This is a genomic window from Pseudomonas sp. EL_65y_Pfl1_R83 (assembly GCF_963970695.1).
GTDB lineage: Bacteria > Pseudomonadota > Gammaproteobacteria > Pseudomonadales > Pseudomonadaceae > Aquipseudomonas > Aquipseudomonas tritici.
The window spans coordinates 158,958-175,452 of record NZ_CAXAQI010000012.1; the positions used below are offsets into that span (position 1 = coordinate 158,958).

The following is a 16,495-nucleotide window of genomic DNA, read 5'->3' on the forward strand; positions in this document are numbered from 1 at the left end:
TTGGCTGTTTTTTATTATGGCCTTTATTTAAAGGGTGGAATTTTCTAGTTGATAATAGAGCGGGAATGATCCTGCTTTAGCAGGTGAATGCTGAACAACAAAACCCCGGCCATGTGCCCAATGCTGTTCACTTAAGCGGAGCAGCATTGCGGTTAATCGGATACCGGGTTTTTGACATCTTCACCGCCCTGGGCCTTGCTGGCCTGGGGCGTTTTGTTATGAAGAGCACACCTATGCTGCCGCGAAGCTCTTCCAGGCGTCTTGGCGTATGTGATGGCGATACGGCGCCAGCCATCACCACCAAATGGCTAGCGATATGCTGACAGGCAAACTTGAAGCTCACCTCGCTGGGGGCTCGGTTGTGCGCAACAGCTGCCTGGCTGGCCTCGCGTCGCACTACGTTGTACGCCAGCAACAGTCCCCACAGCTCCTGATACACCAGCTCTACGGTCTTGCTGCGAAGGGTCAATGCGTTGTCCTGCATTGAGCTTTTGATATCCCGAAAACCCAGCTCGATCTCCCATCGTTCATGATAAAGAGTAGCGACCTGCTCAGCGCTAAAGCGTGAAGCGGGCAGCGAGGTGAAGACGGTTTTTTCCTTGCCTTCGACCTCATAGCTGACGGCTCGCACCTGCCAGTACTCAGGCAGAACCGGGTTCTTTTTACGCGCCTGTGGCGAGACCTTCATCTGCACCAGGTAGTCCCCATCGCCGTAGCACTCAATTTCCGTACGGACCGTGCCCTTGCGTTCCGGGATCATCCAATGACGGTTTTGCTCAGGACTTTGGATGCTCAGTAACAGGTCCGCACTGAAAAAGCCTTTATCCAGCAGCGTCACCGAATCGTTGGGTATGGCCTCAACGAAATCCCTCGCCAGTGGGATCTCGCCCTTTCGATAAGGGCTGATGGCCGCATTGGCAATGATGTGCGAGCGGGCATTCATCAGTGCAACAAGGCGCAATACCGGGTATGGGGTTTGACGTTCGGAAGAGGTATTGCCAGAGCCGAAATGCTCTCGCAAGGCAGATGTTTCCGGTGTTCGAAATAAGGCGCCATCAACTGCAAACACCTGGAGCCCATGCCAGTCGTCTTGTGGGTAGCGCTCATATCCCCAGGCGTTGGCGCACTGCTGAAACAGCCAGGCGATGGGTTGCTTGCCCAGACGTTGGCGAGCCTGGGACAGCGCGCTTTTGGCCAGGAGCACCTCGTTGGCAAGTCCGTCGGCGCAGATATTCAATCGACAAGCGACTTCAATGACCGGCTCGCCCCTGAAAAGGGCCATCCCGATTACCAGCCAAAGCACCATGTCCGAAGGCAGACGGCGACGTCGGATCGTCGCTTTATCAGCCAGCGTGGCCGCTGCTGTTATCCACTCATCAGGAATATGATCGGCGAACACCTCAAGGCGTGAGAGCGGCCGCTCAGCAAAATCTAGAACAGCACTTAAATCCTGGGCAACAGGCATAAAAAAATCCGGAGTCCTTATCAGACTCCGGATTTTCCGGCTGCTTGAGGATTAGTCAACAATCCTTAAGTGAACAGCATTGCGGCCATGTGCCGGGGTTTTGTGTTTATGGCATGAGCCGCTCCACCATTTCGGGGGTCGAGAACAACACGATCTCCGAAGTGAGAATTCGCAAAGTCGCAGCGATCCTCGAGGGCTTGGGGTACGAATTGACCGCCATACCAAAACGTCGGCGCAAAACCCTCGATGAATTTAAATCAGTAAGCTTCCATGATTAGTCAAAGGGATCGTTTGTAATCCGGTGAAGCATTCACCCAGAGTTCGCGGCGGTAGGAGAGAAGATGACTGCTGCATGGACGGCGGGGCTGGCAAAAAGTATCGCAGTGCAATGATCTTCCCGGTTGATGCTTACCTGCGCGCAATATCCGAAAAGTAAAACTTGTCCAACGTATGCCGCGACTCGGTGTACTCGAACTGCCGCCCGTCCTGCAAAAACGTCTGGTTGCTCACCACGATCACATGGCTCTGCCCTTCGAGGTCGAGGTGTGCCTGGTCGTCCTTGCCGCGTGGCAGGGCTTCGATAGTGCGTTGGGCGTAGGCGATCTGCAGTTGCAAGGTCTGTTCAATGAACGCGTAGATCGACTGTTCGGCGATGTCGCGGTGCAAACCCGGGATCACATCAGCGACGAAGTGGTTGATGTCCAGGATCACGCGTTTACCGCCGATGCGCCTTACCCGCTTGATGCGGGTGATCAGCGTACCGGGCTCTGCTTCGATGTGCTGCAGCAGTGAACCCTCCAGTGGGCATTGGGTGAACTCGACCACTTCAGTGTGTACGTCGTCGCCCAGGTCGGCGTGGGTTTCGTGGAAGCTGACGATGCCGCCGAGTTGGAACTCAATCGGGTTGGGCGACAACACGAACGTGCCCTTGCCATGGATTTTTTGCGCGAACCCACGCTCCTGCAACTGCTCGATGGCGCGACGCACGGTGCCTCGGCTGGCCTGGTAGCTGTCCATCAGTTCGGTTTCGGAGGGAAGGCGCGTGCCGCGCTGCAGGCGTTCGGTGGTGATGCTGGCAAGCAGATCCGTGTAGATCTGGTTGTATTTGCTCATGGGGATGGCTCTTTGCCGGGGTTGCGGTCAAGGCAGGAACCTTAGTGGCAGAGAGGGGGTTTGTCCATTAGGCCCTTGGATTTATGCGGCTTGCAGCGATGCGGCGGCCTACAGGAAATAAACAAAATTAAACTCGTACAGACGAGCTGTTGCTTTAACTCGTACAGACGAGTACTTTTGCCCTCGGCGTGCTGCCAATGACTGCCCCTCAAATAAAAAAATCAAAGTGGAAAACAAGCATGAGCCACGACTATTCGAACATTGCCCGCGAGATCCTCGAAAACCTCGGGGGCCGCGACAACCTTGAGCAAGCTGCCCACTGCGTTACGCGCCTGCGCCTGGCGCTCAAGGACCCGAGCCTGGTCAATGGCAGCGCGCTGAGCCAGGTCGATCTGGTCAAGGGTTCGTTCTTCACCGGCGGCCTGTTCCAAGTGGTGATCGGTCCCGGCGAAGTGGAAAAGGTCTACGCCGCCCTGCGCGAACAGACCGGTCTCGCCGCCGCCACCATCGCCGATGTGAAGAAGAAGGGCGCCGACAAGACCAACGCTATGCAGCGCCTGGTGCGGGTGTTTTCCGATGTGTTCATGCCGATCCTGCCCGCGCTGATCATCGCCGGCCTGTTGATGGGCGTGAACAACCTGATGGGCGCCAGGGGCATGTTCATCGAGGGCGAGACGCTGCTCGAGGCCTATCCAAACCTGGATGGGCTGTGGAGCCTGATCAACCTGATGGCCAACACCTCGTTCGTGTTCCTGCCGGCGCTGGTCGGCTGGTCGGCGGCCAAGCGCTTCGGCGGCAGTGAAATCCTTGGCATCGTGCTGGGCCTGATGCTGGTGCACCCGGACCTGCTCAACGCTTGGAACTACGGCAAAGCCGTGGCCGGGCTCGACGGCCAGAGCCTGCCGTACTTCGATATTTTCGGCTGGTTCCAGATCGAAAAAGTCGGCTACCAGGGGCAGATCCTGCCGATCCTGATGGCGGCGTATGTGATGAGCGTGATCGAGAAGTGGTTGCGGGCGCGGGTGCCCAATGCGATTCAACTGCTCTTCGTGCCGATCACCACCATCGTCGTTACCGGTGTGCTGGCCCTGGCGATTATCGGCCCGGTGACCCGTCACCTCGGCATCCTGATCACCGAAGGCGTGGTCACCCTGTTTGACCTGGCGCCGATGGTCGGCGGGGCGATTTTCGGCCTGCTGTATGCGCCGCTGGTGATCACCGGCATGCACCACATGTTCCTTGCCGTGGACCTGCAACTGATCTCCACCCAGGGCGGCACCTTTATCTGGCCGATGATCGTCATGTCCAACCTGGCCCAGGGCAGCGCCGCGCTCGCGGTGTTCTACATGAGCCGCAATGCGCGGGACAAAAGCATGGCTTCGACTTCGGCAATTTCGGCGTATTTCGGCATCACTGAACCGGCGATGTTCGGGGTGAATCTGCGCTTCAAGTTTCCGTTTTATGCGGCCCTTGTTGGCTCGGCGCTGGGCAGCATTTTCCTCGCGCTGAACAAGGTGCAGGCCTCGGCCATTGGGGTGGGGGGCTTGCCTGGATTTATCTCGATCGTGCCGCAATCCATCGCGGTGTTTGTGATCGGCATGGTCATCGCGATGGTGGTGCCGTTTGTTTTGACCTGTGCATTGAGCATGAAGATTGTTCGACCCGGATACAGGGTCGCCTGATCTGGCGCCTTCGCCAGCACACAACTCTACTGAAGGAACCCACCATGCAAAACTGGCAACACTCGGTGATCTACCAGATCTACCCCAAAAGCTTCCACAGCCACGCGGGTAACGCCACCGGTGACCTGCTGGGCATCGTGGACAAACTCGATTACCTGAAATGGCTGGGCGTGGACTGCCTGTGGATTACCCCGTTCTTGCGCTCGCCGCAACGGGACAACGGCTATGACATCAGCGACTACTACGCCATCGACCCGAGCTACGGGACCATGGCCGACTGCGACCTGCTGATCAGCGAAGCGGCCAAACGTGGCATCAAGCTGATGCTGGATATCGTGGTCAACCACACCTCCATCGAGCACGAGTGGTTCCAGCAGGCGCGCAGCAGCCTCGACAACCCGTACCGCGACTTCTACATCTGGCGCGACCAGCCGAACAACTGGGAATCCAAGTTCGGCGGCTCGGCCTGGGAATACGAGGCGCAAACCGGCCAGTACTTCCTGCACCTGTTCGACCACACCCAGGCCGACCTCAATTGGGACAACCCCCAGGTGCGCGCCGAAGTGTTCAAGCTGATGCGCTTCTGGCGCGACAAGGGCGTGGGCGGTTTCCGCCTGGACGTGATCAACCTGATCTCCAAGCCCGCCGACTTTCCCGAAGACAACAGCGACGGCCGCCGTTTCTACACCGACGGCCCGAATGTGCACGAATACCTGCAGGAAATGCACCGCGAAGTCTTCGAAGGGCATGACCTGATCAATGTCGGCGAGATGTCATCCACCAGCCTCGAACACTGCATTCGCTACTCGCGGCCGGAGTCGAAAGAGCTGTCGATGACCTTTAACTTTCATCACCTGAAAGTGGACTACCCGAACCTGCAGAAGTGGGTGAAAGCTGACTTCGATTTCCTGCAACTCAAGCAGATCCTCTCCGACTGGCAAATGGGCATGCAAGCCGGTGGCGGCTGGAACGCGCTGTTCTGGTGTAACCACGACCAGCCACGGGTGGTCTCGCGTTTTGGCGATGACGGCGAGCACCGCGTGGTCTCGGCCAAGATGCTCGCCACCGCGCTGCACTTCCTCCAGGGCACGCCGTTCGTGTACCAGGGCGAAGAGTTGGGCATGACCAATCCGGGCTTCGACAGGATCGAGCAGTACCGTGATGTGGAGACGCTGAATATCTTCCGCCTCAAGCGCGATGCTGGCGAGTCCGAGACGTCGAGCATGGCGGCGATCATGCAGAAGTCGCGGGACAACGGTCGCACGCCGATGCAGTGGAATGCGGCGAAAAATGCGGGTTTCAGCGCCGGCGAGCCCTGGATCGGTATTCCGGAAAATGCTTCAACAATCAATGTCGAAAGCCAGCTGGATGACCCGGATTCAGTGCTGCATCACTACCGTGTGCTGATTGCCTTGCGCCGGCATGAGCCTCTGATCCAAGAAGGTGTTTACCGTCAACTGCTGCAAGACCACTTACAGGTCTGGGCGTACCTGCGCGAAGGCCATGGCGAGCGCCTGCTGGTGCTGAACAACTTCTACGGAACGCCCTGCGACATCCAACTGCCGGACACCGTGATCAACCCTGCAAGTGAACAACGCCTGCTGATCAGCAACTACCCCGACTGCCCGCAACGTACCGCCACGGTGGCGCTGCGTCCTTACGAATCGTTTGTGCTGCACCTCAAGGACTGAGACTCGTTGTAACCCCGTGTGGGAGCACGGGGCGCTTTGAAAAAACATAATAAAAATATCGGAGTGCTTTATGAAAACAACAATAAAGCTGGGCCTCGTTGCGTCTTGTTTAAGCCTGCCTATTGGCGCTCAAGCCTTGGAATTTGCCGGTTACGTGCGCAGTGGCGCGGGGACTTCAACGGGCAGCGGCCCACAGCAATGTTTCCAACTGCCGGGCGCGCAAACCAAGTACCGCCTGGGTAACGAATGCGAGCAGTATGGCGAACTGGAGTTGCGCCAGGACCTGGTTACCCTCGACGACGGCTCTGTGCTCAGCGTCGATGCCATGGCGTCGCTCTACAACAAGTACGACCGTGAACTGAAGTTCCAGGGCGAGAACAACGGCACCGCGCGCATGCCGCAGATGTATGCGCAGTGGTCCAACCTGCCCAGCCTCAATGGCGGCTCGCTGTGGGCCGGTCGGCGTTACTACAAGCGTAACGACATTCATATCTCCGACTTCTACTACTGGAACCAGAGCGCCACGGGCGGGGGGATCGAGGACGTACTGATCGGCGACCTCAAGTACAGCTACGCGATTTCCCGCAAGGACAACCTGTACCAGAAGGAATACGCCACCCGTCACGACTTCAACGTCGCAGGCTTCAAGACCAACCCTGGCGGCGAGCTGGAGCTGGGCTTGAGCTACATCGAAAAAGCGGGCGGGCGTGACACCAACAGCGGCTGGGCGATCACCGCGCAGCACGTGCAAAAACCTTTCCTGGGCGGCAAGAACAAGCTTGCCTTGCAGTATGGCGAAGGCCCAGGCACTGGCCTGGGTTACACCGGCAATACCTTCCTGGATAAGAGCAGCAAAAGTTACCGCGCCGTGGAGTTTTTCGACTGGCAGGTGACTCCGCGTTTCGGTGGGCAGATCGAGGCGGTGTACCAGAAGGACATTCGTCCCGGCAGCCAGGATCAGACCTGGATGTCCCTCGGTGTGCGCCCGGCGTACGCCATCAGCGAGCAGTTCAAGCTGGTCACCGAGCTTGGGCATGATCAGGTTGACGCCAGCGGCGGCACGCGCAAGCTGAGCAAATTTACCTTCGCACCAACCTGGTCGCCCAAAGGCCCGGATTTCTGGGCGCGGCCGCAAGTGCGCTTGTACTACACCTATGCAACGTGGAACGAAGCGGCCAAGCGCGCGGCGAATGAATTGGCGGCGGGGTCGGCGTTGTCAGACACCGGCTCCTACGGCACGGCGCGGCATGGGGCGAACGTTGGTGTGCAAGTTGAATATTGGTGGAAATAACTAGACGGGTGCACGCGGACTAGACATGTGGGAGCGAGCAAGTCGAATCGTCGTACCGCCGCTCCCACATTTTGATCGTCGGTACTCCAAATTTTTGCATCCAGCCAATGATATTTACAGAACAAAACAGCAGGTGAAGCCATGACCACAACTCAACCCCTGGAACTGCTGGCGCCCTTGTCGGGTGTGCTGCTGGCGTTGGACAAGGTGCCCGACCCGGTATTCTCCAGCCGCTTGATCGGCGACGGCCTGTGCATCGACCCCACGTCGCAGACCCTCTGCGCGCCACTGGCCGGGGTGATCAGTAATATCCAGGACAGTGGGCATGCCGTCAGCATCACCGACGACAACGGCGTCCAAGTGCTGATGCATATCGGCCTGGACACCGTGAACCTGGCAGGCCAGGGCTTCACTCGGCAGGTGCAGGAAGGCCAGCGGGTGGAGGCCGGGCAAGCGCTGATCGAATTCGATGCCGATTATGTGGCGCTCAATGCGCGCAGTTTGCTGACCTTGATGCTGGTGGTCAGCGGCGAGCCGTTTACCCTGTTGGCGAACGGTCTTGTGGCGGTCGGCCAGCCGTTGTTGCAGTTATCCCCAAGTGAAACTGTTGAAACGCTGGACGAGGAGGGCGGCGATGCGCTGTTCTCCAAACCGCTGACCTTGCCCAACGCCAACGGTTTGCACGCCCGCCCTGCGGCGGTGCTCGCCCAGGCGGCGAAGGGTTTCAATGCGAGCATCTACCTGCACAAGCAAACCCAGAGCGCCAATGCGAAGTCGCTAGTAGCGATCATGGCGTTGCAAACCGTGCAGGGCGACACCGTGCAAGTGAGCGCGGCAGGGGAGGAGGCCGAGGCGGCGATCAACGCGCTGGTGGCCTTGTTGGCTGAAGGCTGTGGGGAGGCGGTTGCGACCGTTGCTGAGCCGGTCGCGGCGGTATTGTCGGCAACGTTGCTGCGGGGCGTGTGTGCGTCACCGGGTTCGGCGTTTGGCCAGGTCGTTCAAGTGACCGAGCCTGAGCTGGCTATCATTGAACACGGCACGGGTGAAACCGCTGAACGTGCTGCCCTGGCGCGTGGCCTGCTGGCTGCAACCGAAGCGCTGCAAGCTCTGCAAGACAAGGCCGCCGGCAGTGCCCAGGCAGAGATCTTCCGGGCACATCAGGAACTGCTCGAAGACCCAACCTTGCTGGAACAAGCCCACAGCCTGCTGGCTGACGGCAAGAGCGCCGTATTTGCCTGGAACAGTGCCACAGTCGCGACGGCCAGCGTGTTCCAGGGCTCAGGCAATGCTCTGCTTGCCGAACGTGCGGCAGACCTGGCCGACGTCGGCCAGCGCGTGCTGAAACTGATCCTCGGCATTCAAGACAGCGCCTGGGACTTGCCGGAACGCGCTATCCTGATCGCTGAACAACTGACGCCGTCACAGACCGCCAGCCTGGATACATGCAAGGTGCTGGGTTTCGTCACGGTCGGCGGCGGCGCAACCAGCCACGTCGCGATCCTCGCCCGCGCCCTGGGTTTACCAGCGATTTGCGGTGTGTCGGCCCAAGTGCTGGCGTTGGCCAATGGCACACAGGTCCTGCTCGACGCCGACAAAGGCGAGCTGCACCTTGAGCCGAACCTGGCCGAGATCGAACAGTTGGAGGCGGCGCGCAAGCAACAGGCGCTGCGCCATCAGCGCGACGTGGCGCACGCGTCTCTACCGGCAACCACCCGCGACGGCCATCACGTCGAAGTCACCGCCAACGTGGCTTCGTTGACGCAGGTGGAACAGTCCTTGAACCTCGGCGGGGAAGGCGTCGGCCTGTTGCGCTCGGAATTTCTCTACCTGGACCGCAACCGCGCGCCGAGCCCCGACGAGCAAGCGGCGACTTACACCGCGATCGCCCGTGCCCTGGGCACCGAGCGCAACCTTGTGGTGCGCACCCTCGACGTTGGTGGCGACAAACCGTTGACCTATGTGCCCATGGACGCCGAGACCAACCCATTCCTCGGTTTGCGCGGCATCCGCCTGTGCCTGGAGCGCCCGGAGTTGCTGCGCGAACAGTTCCGCGCGATCCTCGCCAGTGCCGGTTTTGCGCGGTTGCATATCATGTTGCCGATGGTCAGCCTGCTGTCGGAGTTGCGCCTAGCCCGTAAGATCCTCGAAGAGGAAGCGCTGGCGCTCGGGCTCACTGAACTGCCGAAGCTGGGGATCATGATTGAAGTACCGTCTGCCGCCTTGATGGCGGACGTGTTCGCGCCCCATGTGGATTTCTTTTCTATCGGCACCAACGATTTGACCCAATACACCCTCGCCATGGACCGCGACCATCCGCGCCTGGCCGGCCAGGCCGACAGCTTCCACCCGGCGGTGTTGCGCTTGATCGCCACCACGGTCAAGGCCGCGCATGCTCATGGCAAGTGGGTCGGCGTGTGCGGTGCACTGGCGTCCGAAGCGCTGGCGGTGCCGGTGCTGATCGGGCTGGGTGTGGATGAGTTGTCGGTCAGCGTGCCGTTGATCCCCATCATCAAGGCCTCCGTGCGCGAGCTGGACCTGGCTGGCTGCCAGATCATTGCCCGCCAGGTGCTCGGCCTGGAAGAAGCCGGTCAGGTGCGTGAGGCATTGCGCCAATATCACGCGGCTACCGTTGAAACCTCACCTGTTGTGGAGCTTTGAGCATGTTCAAGAAATTGCAGCAGGCGTTCTGGAAGGCCCTCACGCCGGATTTGATTGCCGAGACGGCAGCGGCGCCGGGTTTGTTGTCGGCTGATGTGCTGCGGGCGTTGGGCGGCGCGGATAATCTCAAGTCGCAGCAGCGGGTGGCGCTGACGCGGGTGCGGGTGCAGTTGCAGGATGCTGCGAAAGTGGATGCTGCAGCGTTAAAGGCTGCGGGTGTGCCTGGGGTGATGGTGTTGGCGGGTGGGGTCGTGCACCTGCTTACCGGGCTGGGCTCGGTCTAGAGATCAACGCAGATCAATGTGGGAGCCGGGCTTGCCCGCGATAGCGGTGTGTCAGGCTGCGGGTATTTCGACTGCCAGGCCGCCATCGCGGGCAAGTCGAATCGTCGCACCGCCGCTCCCACAGGGTTTTGCAGCGTTTTGAATAGCGTGTCTTACAACGGCGAGTTATCTTCCGGCGGCTTGGTCTTATCCACACCCGGCACGTGCAGGTTGCCCTCAACCATCTGGTTACCTTCCAACTGCGGCTGCGTCACCCAAGTCAGAATGTCGTAATACCGCCGGATGTTCGCCACAAAATGCACCGGCTCACCACCGCGCGCATAACCGTAGCGCGTCTTGCTGTACCACTGCTTTTGCGACAGGCGCGGCAGCATCTTCTTCACATCCAGCCACTTGTTCGGGTTCAAACCTTCGCGCTTGGCCAGCGTGCGCGCATCTTCCAGATGGCCGCTGCCCACGTTGTAGGCGGCGAGGGCAAACCAGGTGCGATCCGGCTCGGCGATGCTGTTGTCCAGTTCATCCTTGATCTTGGCCAGGTACTTGGCGCCGCCCATGATGCTTTGCTTGGGGTCCAGTCGGTTGGACACGCCCATCGCCTGGGCGGTGTTCTGGGTCAGCATCATCAGGCCGCGCACGCCGGTCTTGGAGGTGACGGTCGGTTGCCACAGCGATTCTTGATAGCCAATGGCTGCCAACAGGCGCCAATCGACCTTCTCTTTCTTGGCATAGGCCCGGAAGTTTTTCTCATACTTGGGCAACCGCTGCTGCAGATGCTGGGCAAAGGTGTAGGCGCCTACGTAGCCGAGTACATCGACGTGCCCGTAATAGCGGTCTTTGAGACGCTGCAGGGTGCCGTTCTTCTCGACCTTGTCCAGGTAACTGTTGATCTCGTTGAGCAGGCTGTTGTCTTCACCCGCCGCCACGGCCCAGCTCTGATTGCTGGGATCGCCCAGGTCGAAGGCCACGCGCACGTTGGGGAAGTACACCTGGTTCATGGCGACTTCGTTGGAGTCCACCAGGGTCAGGTCGATTTGCCCCTCGTCCACCATGCGCAGCAGGTCGACGACTTCAACGGCGTCGGACTCTTCGTATTCAATCGCAGGATTCTGCTTCTTGAGCGCCGCCAGTTGTTCGGCGTGGGTGCTGCCCTTGAGCACCATGATCTTCTTGCCCACCAGGTCTGCCGCGTTCGTCGGGCGGGACTGGCCATTGCGGTAGATGATCTGTGGGGTGACTTCTAAATAAGGGTGGGAGAAACGCACCTGCGTCCGGCGCTGTTCGCTGCTGACCAGGCCTGCGGCAGCGAGGACCGGGCCGTTGGGCTTGCCCAACTGGCCAAACAGGTCATCCAGGTTGTCGGCGGTCTCGATCTCCAGCTTTACCCCCAGGTCGTCGGCAAAGCGTTTGACCAGTTCGTATTCGAAACCGGTTTCACCGTTGCGGTCCTGGAAATACGTGGCCGGACTGTTTCGGGTGATCACCCGCAATACGCCATCCTCCTTGATTCGCTCGAGCGTGCTGGGCTTATCAACACAGGCGCTGAGCATCAGGAAGAGTCCGGTTGCGATAAGCCATTTGGCGCATCGCGGGCGCAAAGCAGTTGGGGAGAACATCTGCGCAGTATACGCAAACGGCTCACGGCGCCATATCTCGACAGCGCGGGACTTGTCTGCTAGCGCGTGCAAAACTGTGCTGTAGCCCGCAGAAACGGGGCTTGGCGAGGGATTGTGACGGTTAAAATAACTGCGCGGAATACCCCGTACGCCCCCTCAAAAGCGGTGCAATCCGGCCAACTGACGTCTGGCAGTCGCCACCGGTAGCGTTTCGGGTGCCGTTGGCGGCGGTTTACGCTAGAATGCACGGCCTCAAAGCACACCCCTTCCCGAGGCTGTCCCGAAGATGTTGATCCTGCGCGGCGCTCCTGCCCTTTCTGCCTTTCGCCACAGCAAACTCCTTGAGCAACTGAGCCAGAAGGTTCCAGCGGTTACAGGCCTGTATGCTGAATTTGCTCACTTCGCCGACGTTACCGGCGTGTTGGCCGCCGACGAACAGCAAGTGCTCGCACGCCTTCTGAAGTACGGCCCGAGCGTTCCCGTTCAAGAGCCCAATGGCCGCTTGTTTCTGGTTCTGCCACGGTTCGGCACCATTTCGCCCTGGTCGAGCAAGGCCAGCGATATCGCCCGTAACTGTGGCCTGGAAAAAATCCAGCGCCTGGAGCGTGGTATTGCCTTCTATGTCGCAGGCCAGTTCAGCGATGCCGACGCCGAGTTGATCGCCAGCAGCCTGCACGACCGCATGACCCAGATCATCGTCAGCCAGATGGAACAGGCTGCCGGCCTGTTCAGCCACGCCGAGCCCAAGCCGCTGACCGCGATTGACGTGCTCGGCGGTGGCCGCGCCGCCCTTGAGAAGGCCAACACCGAGTTGGGCCTGGCCCTGGCCGAAGACGAGATCGACTACCTGGTCAACGCCTTCAACGGCTTGAAGCGCAACCCTCACGACATCGAACTGATGATGTTTGCCCAGGCCAACTCCGAGCACTGCCGTCACAAGATCTTCAACGCCAGTTGGGACATCGACGGCGAGAGCCAGGAAAAAAGCCTGTTCGGCATGATCAAGAACACCTACGTGATGCACAGCGAAGGCGTTCTGTCTGCTTATAAGGACAACGCCTCGGTCATCGTCGGCTCTGTTGCCGGCCGTTTCTTCCCGGACCCTGATACCCGCCAGTATGGCGCGGTGCAGGAGCCGGTGCACATCCTGATGAAGGTTGAAACCCACAATCACCCGACCGCGATTGCCCCGTTCCCTGGCGCAGCCACCGGTTCAGGCGGCGAAATCCGCGACGAAGGTGCTACCGGCCGTGGCGCCAAGCCCAAGGCTGGCCTCACCGGTTTCACCGTGTCCAACCTGCAGATCCCCGGCTTCGAACAGCCGTGGGAAGTGCCGTACGGCAAGCCTGAGCGCATCGTGACCGCGCTCGACATCATGATCGAAGGCCCGCTGGGCGGCGCCGCGTTCAACAACGAATTCGGTCGTCCGGCGTTGACCGGTTATTTCCGTACCTTCGAACAGTCCATCACCACCCCGCGTGGCGATGAAGTGCGCGGCTACCACAAGCCGATCATGTTGGCCGGCGGCATGGGCAACATCCGTGAAGAACACGTCAAGAAAGGCGAGATCCTGGTCGGCTCCAAGCTGATCGTCCTCGGCGGCCCGGCGATGTTGATCGGCCTGGGCGGCGGCGCAGCGTCCTCCATGGCCACCGGCACCAGCTCGGCGGACCTGGACTTCGCTTCGGTACAGCGCGAGAACCCAGAGATGGAGCGCCGGTGCCAGGAAGTCATCGACCGTTGCTGGCAGTTAGGTGACAAGAACCCGATCAGCTTCATCCACGACGTCGGCGCCGGTGGTTTGTCCAACGCCTTCCCGGAACTGGTCAACGATGGCGACCGTGGCGGCCGTTTCGAACTGCGCAACATTCCAAACGACGAACCGGGCATGGCCCCGCACGAAATCTGGAGCAACGAATCCCAGGAACGCTACGTTCTGGCCGTTGGCCCTGAAGACTTCGCGCGCTTCCAGGCCATCTGCGAACGCGAGCGTTGCCCGTTTGCCGTGGTCGGCGAAGCCACGGCCGAGCCGCAACTGACCGTCACCGACAGCCACTTCGGCAACAGCCCGGTGGACATGCCGCTCGAAGTGCTGCTGGGCAAAGCCCCGCGCATGCACCGTTCGGCCGTGCGTGAAGCCGAGCTGGGCGATGATTTCGACCCAAGCCCCCTGGAGCTGGCCGACAGCATCGAACGCGTGCTGCACCACCCAGCCGTGGCGAGCAAAAGCTTCCTGATCACCATCGGCGACCGCACCATCACTGGCCTGGTTGCCCGTGACCAAATGGTCGGCCCGTGGCAGGTTCCGGTGGCAGACGTTGCCGTCACCGCCACCAGCTTCGACGTCTACACCGGTGAAGCCATGGCCATGGGCGAGCGTACGCCGCTGGCCCTGCTGGACGCTCCGGCGTCGGGCCGCATGGCGATTGGTGAAACCCTCACCAACATCGCGGCTTCGCGTATCGGTAAATTGTCCGACATCAAACTGTCGGCCAACTGGATGTCCGCTGCCGGTCACCCGGGTGAAGATGCACGCCTGTATGACACGGTTAAAGCAGTCGGCATGGAGCTGTGCCCGGAGCTGGGCATCACCATTCCGGTAGGCAAGGACTCCATGTCCATGGCCACCCGCTGGAACGAAGACGGCACCGACAAGAGCGTCACCTCGCCGCTGTCGCTGATCGTTACCGGTTTTGCACCGGTCACCGACATCCGCCACACCCTGACCCCGCAACTGCGCATGGACAAGGGCACCACCGACCTGATCCTGATCGACCTCGGCCGTGGCCAGAACCGCATGGGCGCGTCGATCCTGGCACAGACCCATGGCAAGCTCGGCAAGCACGCGCCGGATGTCGACGACGCCGAAGACCTCAAAGCCTTCTTCGCCGTGATCCAGGGCCTGAATGCCGACGGCCACCTGCTGGCCTACCACGACCGTTCCGATGGCGGCTTGCTGACCAGCGTCGTGGAAATGGCTTTCGCCGGTCACTGCGGCCTGAACATCGTGCTCGACAGCGTTGCCGAGGATGCGTCTGAAATCAACGGCATCCTGTTCAACGAAGAGCTGGGCGCCGTGATCCAGGTGCGCCAGGACGCGACCCCAGACGTACTCGCCCAGTTCAGCGCCGCCGGCCTGGACGACTGCGTGGCAGTGATCGGCCAGCCGATCAACAACGGCGAGATCAACATATCTTTCAACGGCGACACCGTGTTTGCCGGCCAGCGCCGCTTGCTGCAACGCCAGTGGGCCGAGACCAGCTTCCAGATCCAGCGTCTGCGTGACAACGTCGAGTGCGCTGAGCAGGAGTTCGACCTGATCCTGGAAGAAGACAACCCGGGCCTGAGCACCAAGCTCAGCTTCGACGTCAACCAGGACATCGCCGCGCCTTACATCAAGAAAGGCATTCGTCCACACGTTGCGGTTCTGCGTGAGCAGGGCGTCAACGGCCAGGTGGAAATGGCGGCCGCGTTCGACCGCGCCGGCTTCAATGCGATCGACGTGCACATGAGCGACATTCTCGCCGGTCGCGTTGACCTCAATGAGTTCAAAGGCCTCGTCGCCTGCGGCGGCTTCTCCTACGGCGACGTGCTGGGTGCCGGTGAAGGCTGGGCCAAATCGGCCCTGTTCAACAGCCGTGCCCGCGACGCGTTCCAGGGTTTCTTCGAGCGCAACGACAGCTTCACCCTGGGTGTGTGCAACGGTTGCCAGATGATGTCTAACCTCAGCGAACTGATTCCGGGCAGTGAGTTCTGGCCGCACTTTGTGCGCAACCGTTCCGAGCAGTTCGAAGCCCGTGTTGCCATGGTGCAGGTGCAGGAATCCAACTCGATCTTCCTGCAAGGCATGGCCGGTTCGCGCATGCCCATCGCCATCGCCCACGGTGAAGGCCATGCCGAGTTCGCCAGCGAAGAAGCCCTGCTCGCAGCCGACTTGTCCGGCACCGTGGCGCTGCGTTTCGTCGACAACCACGGCAAGGTCACCGAGACCTACCCGGCCAACCCGAACGGCTCGCCGCGCGGGATCACCGGCCTCACCAGCCGCGACGGTCGCGTGACCATCATGATGCCGCACCCGGAGCGTGTCTTCCGCGCCGTGCAAAACTCGTGGCGCCCGGAGGAGTGGAGCGAAGACGGCGCCTGGATGCGCATGTTCCGCAACGCACGCGCGTGGGTGAACTAAGACGGTGTACAAGCTCGCCTTCTTCGTGCCCGACAGCCATGTGGAGACGGTGAAAGCCGCCGTCTTCGCCGCTGGCGGCGGGCGCATCGGCAGCTACGACAGCTGCGCCTGGCAAGTGCTGGGCCAGGGTCAATTTCGCGCAATGGACGGCAGCCAGCCGTTTATTGGGCAGGTGGGCCAGGTTGAAGTGGTTGAAGAATGGAAGGTTGAGCTGGTGGTGGCGGATGAGTTGATCGTGGCGGTCGTGGCTGCACTCAAGCTTAGCCACCCGTATGAGACACCGGCGTATGAGGTGTGGCAGTTGGCGGATTTTTAACTCGCACGCTGCAAAAACAAGAAACCCGCTGGGCCAGTATGGTCAGCGGGTTTCTTGTTGTCTGTGGGGCCTCATCGCAGGCGCCTCAGATCTTTCCCACAAGCCTTTCAGGTTGTCCCTCGGAACTCCTCTCCCTAGCCTCCCTGCTTTGCATTTTCTCAGTGGTGGAATGTTATGAGTCTGACGACCAGAACTGATA

At 60.4% G+C, this 16,495-nt stretch carries 11 protein-coding genes; 8 read left to right on the forward strand and 3 right to left on the reverse strand.

The features are described from left to right. Window positions 1-127: 127 nt before the first annotated feature. Window positions 128-1,465 carry an IS4 family transposase gene (locus AACY08_RS18355; protein WP_339470750.1) on the reverse strand — a complete coding sequence of 446 codons (1,338 nt, stop codon included), beginning with the start codon at window positions 1,463-1,465 and terminating at the stop codon, window positions 128-130. A gap of 50 nt (window positions 1,466-1,515) precedes the next feature. On the opposite strand from AACY08_RS18355, the gene AACY08_RS18360 reads away from it, so the two are divergent. After that, window positions 1,516-1,743 (forward strand): transcriptional regulator, encoded by a 228-nt coding sequence (locus tag AACY08_RS18360; protein ID WP_339470771.1) that lies wholly within the window; start codon window positions 1,516-1,518, stop codon window positions 1,741-1,743. A gap of 130 nt (window positions 1,744-1,873) precedes the next feature. Here the strand turns inward: AACY08_RS18360 and treR are convergent, their stop codons facing one another. Beyond that, window positions 1,874-2,578 carry a trehalose operon repressor gene (treR, locus tag AACY08_RS18365; RefSeq protein WP_339436004.1) on the reverse strand — a complete coding sequence of 235 codons (705 nt, stop codon included), beginning with the start codon at window positions 2,576-2,578 and terminating at the stop codon, window positions 1,874-1,876. Window positions 2,579-2,817: 239 nt separating this feature from the next. On the opposite strand from treR, the gene treP reads away from it, so the two are divergent. The 5 genes from treP (at window position 2,818) to AACY08_RS18390 (ending at window position 10,184) form a co-directional block, all read left to right on the forward strand. Next, window positions 2,818-4,260: a PTS system trehalose-specific EIIBC component gene (treP, locus tag AACY08_RS18370; protein ID WP_339470751.1), complete on the forward strand. Its 1,443-nt coding sequence runs from the start codon at window positions 2,818-2,820 to the stop codon at window positions 4,258-4,260. Between the two features lie 44 nt (window positions 4,261-4,304). After that, complete coding sequence (gene treC, locus AACY08_RS18375; RefSeq protein ID WP_339470752.1) at window positions 4,305-5,951, forward strand: alpha,alpha-phosphotrehalase; 1,647 nt, start codon at window positions 4,305-4,307, stop codon at window positions 5,949-5,951. A 70-nt stretch (window positions 5,952-6,021) separates the two neighbouring features. Next, window positions 6,022-7,242: a maltoporin gene (locus AACY08_RS18380; RefSeq protein WP_339470753.1), complete on the forward strand. Its 1,221-nt coding sequence runs from the start codon at window positions 6,022-6,024 to the stop codon at window positions 7,240-7,242. Between the two features lie 141 nt (window positions 7,243-7,383). Then, window positions 7,384-9,900 (forward strand): phosphoenolpyruvate--protein phosphotransferase, encoded by a 2,517-nt coding sequence (ptsP, locus tag AACY08_RS18385; protein WP_339470755.1) that lies wholly within the window; start codon window positions 7,384-7,386, stop codon window positions 9,898-9,900. 2 nt (window positions 9,901-9,902) lie between these two features. Beyond that, window positions 9,903-10,184: a PTS transporter subunit EIIB gene (locus AACY08_RS18390; protein WP_339470756.1), complete on the forward strand. Its 282-nt coding sequence runs from the start codon at window positions 9,903-9,905 to the stop codon at window positions 10,182-10,184. A 152-nt stretch (window positions 10,185-10,336) separates the two neighbouring features. Here the strand turns inward: AACY08_RS18390 and mltF are convergent, their stop codons facing one another. Beyond that, the gene (gene mltF, locus AACY08_RS18395) at window positions 10,337-11,797 is read right to left on the reverse strand and encodes a membrane-bound lytic murein transglycosylase MltF (RefSeq protein ID WP_339470757.1); all 1,461 of its coding nucleotides are present in this window, start codon (window positions 11,795-11,797) and stop codon (window positions 10,337-10,339) included. Window positions 11,798-12,083: 286 nt separating this feature from the next. Between mltF and purL the strand changes: the two genes are divergently transcribed. Continuing rightward, complete coding sequence (purL, locus tag AACY08_RS18400) at window positions 12,084-15,980, forward strand: phosphoribosylformylglycinamidine synthase (RefSeq protein ID WP_339470758.1); 3,897 nt, start codon at window positions 12,084-12,086, stop codon at window positions 15,978-15,980. 4 nt (window positions 15,981-15,984) lie between these two features. Beyond that, window positions 15,985-16,296, forward strand: a complete 312-nt coding sequence (locus AACY08_RS18405) for an NGG1p interacting factor NIF3 (protein ID WP_339470760.1) — start codon at window positions 15,985-15,987, stop codon at window positions 16,294-16,296. The last annotated feature ends 199 nt before the right edge of the window (window positions 16,297-16,495 follow it).

Bases quoted from the DNA above. Each gene is read 5' to 3' on its own strand.
- mltF (WP_339470757.1), bottom strand. From the start codon at position 11,797: ATGTTCTCCCCAACTGCTTTGCGCCCGCGATGCGCCAAATGGCTTATC.
- AACY08_RS18380 (WP_339470753.1), top strand. From the start codon at position 6,022: ATGAAAACAACAATAAAGCTGGGCCTCGTTGCGTCTTGTTTAAGCCTG.
- treP (WP_339470751.1), top strand. From the start codon at position 2,818: ATGAGCCACGACTATTCGAACATTGCCCGCGAGATCCTCGAAAACCTC.
- treC (WP_339470752.1), top strand. From the start codon at position 4,305: ATGCAAAACTGGCAACACTCGGTGATCTACCAGATCTACCCCAAAAGC.
- ptsP (WP_339470755.1), top strand. From the start codon at position 7,384: ATGACCACAACTCAACCCCTGGAACTGCTGGCGCCCTTGTCGGGTGTG.
- treR (WP_339436004.1), bottom strand. From the start codon at position 2,578: ATGAGCAAATACAACCAGATCTACACGGATCTGCTTGCCAGCATCACC.
- AACY08_RS18390 (WP_339470756.1), top strand. From the start codon at position 9,903: ATGTTCAAGAAATTGCAGCAGGCGTTCTGGAAGGCCCTCACGCCGGAT.
- purL (WP_339470758.1), top strand. From the start codon at position 12,084: ATGTTGATCCTGCGCGGCGCTCCTGCCCTTTCTGCCTTTCGCCACAGC.
- AACY08_RS18355 (WP_339470750.1), bottom strand. From the start codon at position 1,465: ATGCCTGTTGCCCAGGATTTAAGTGCTGTTCTAGATTTTGCTGAGCGG.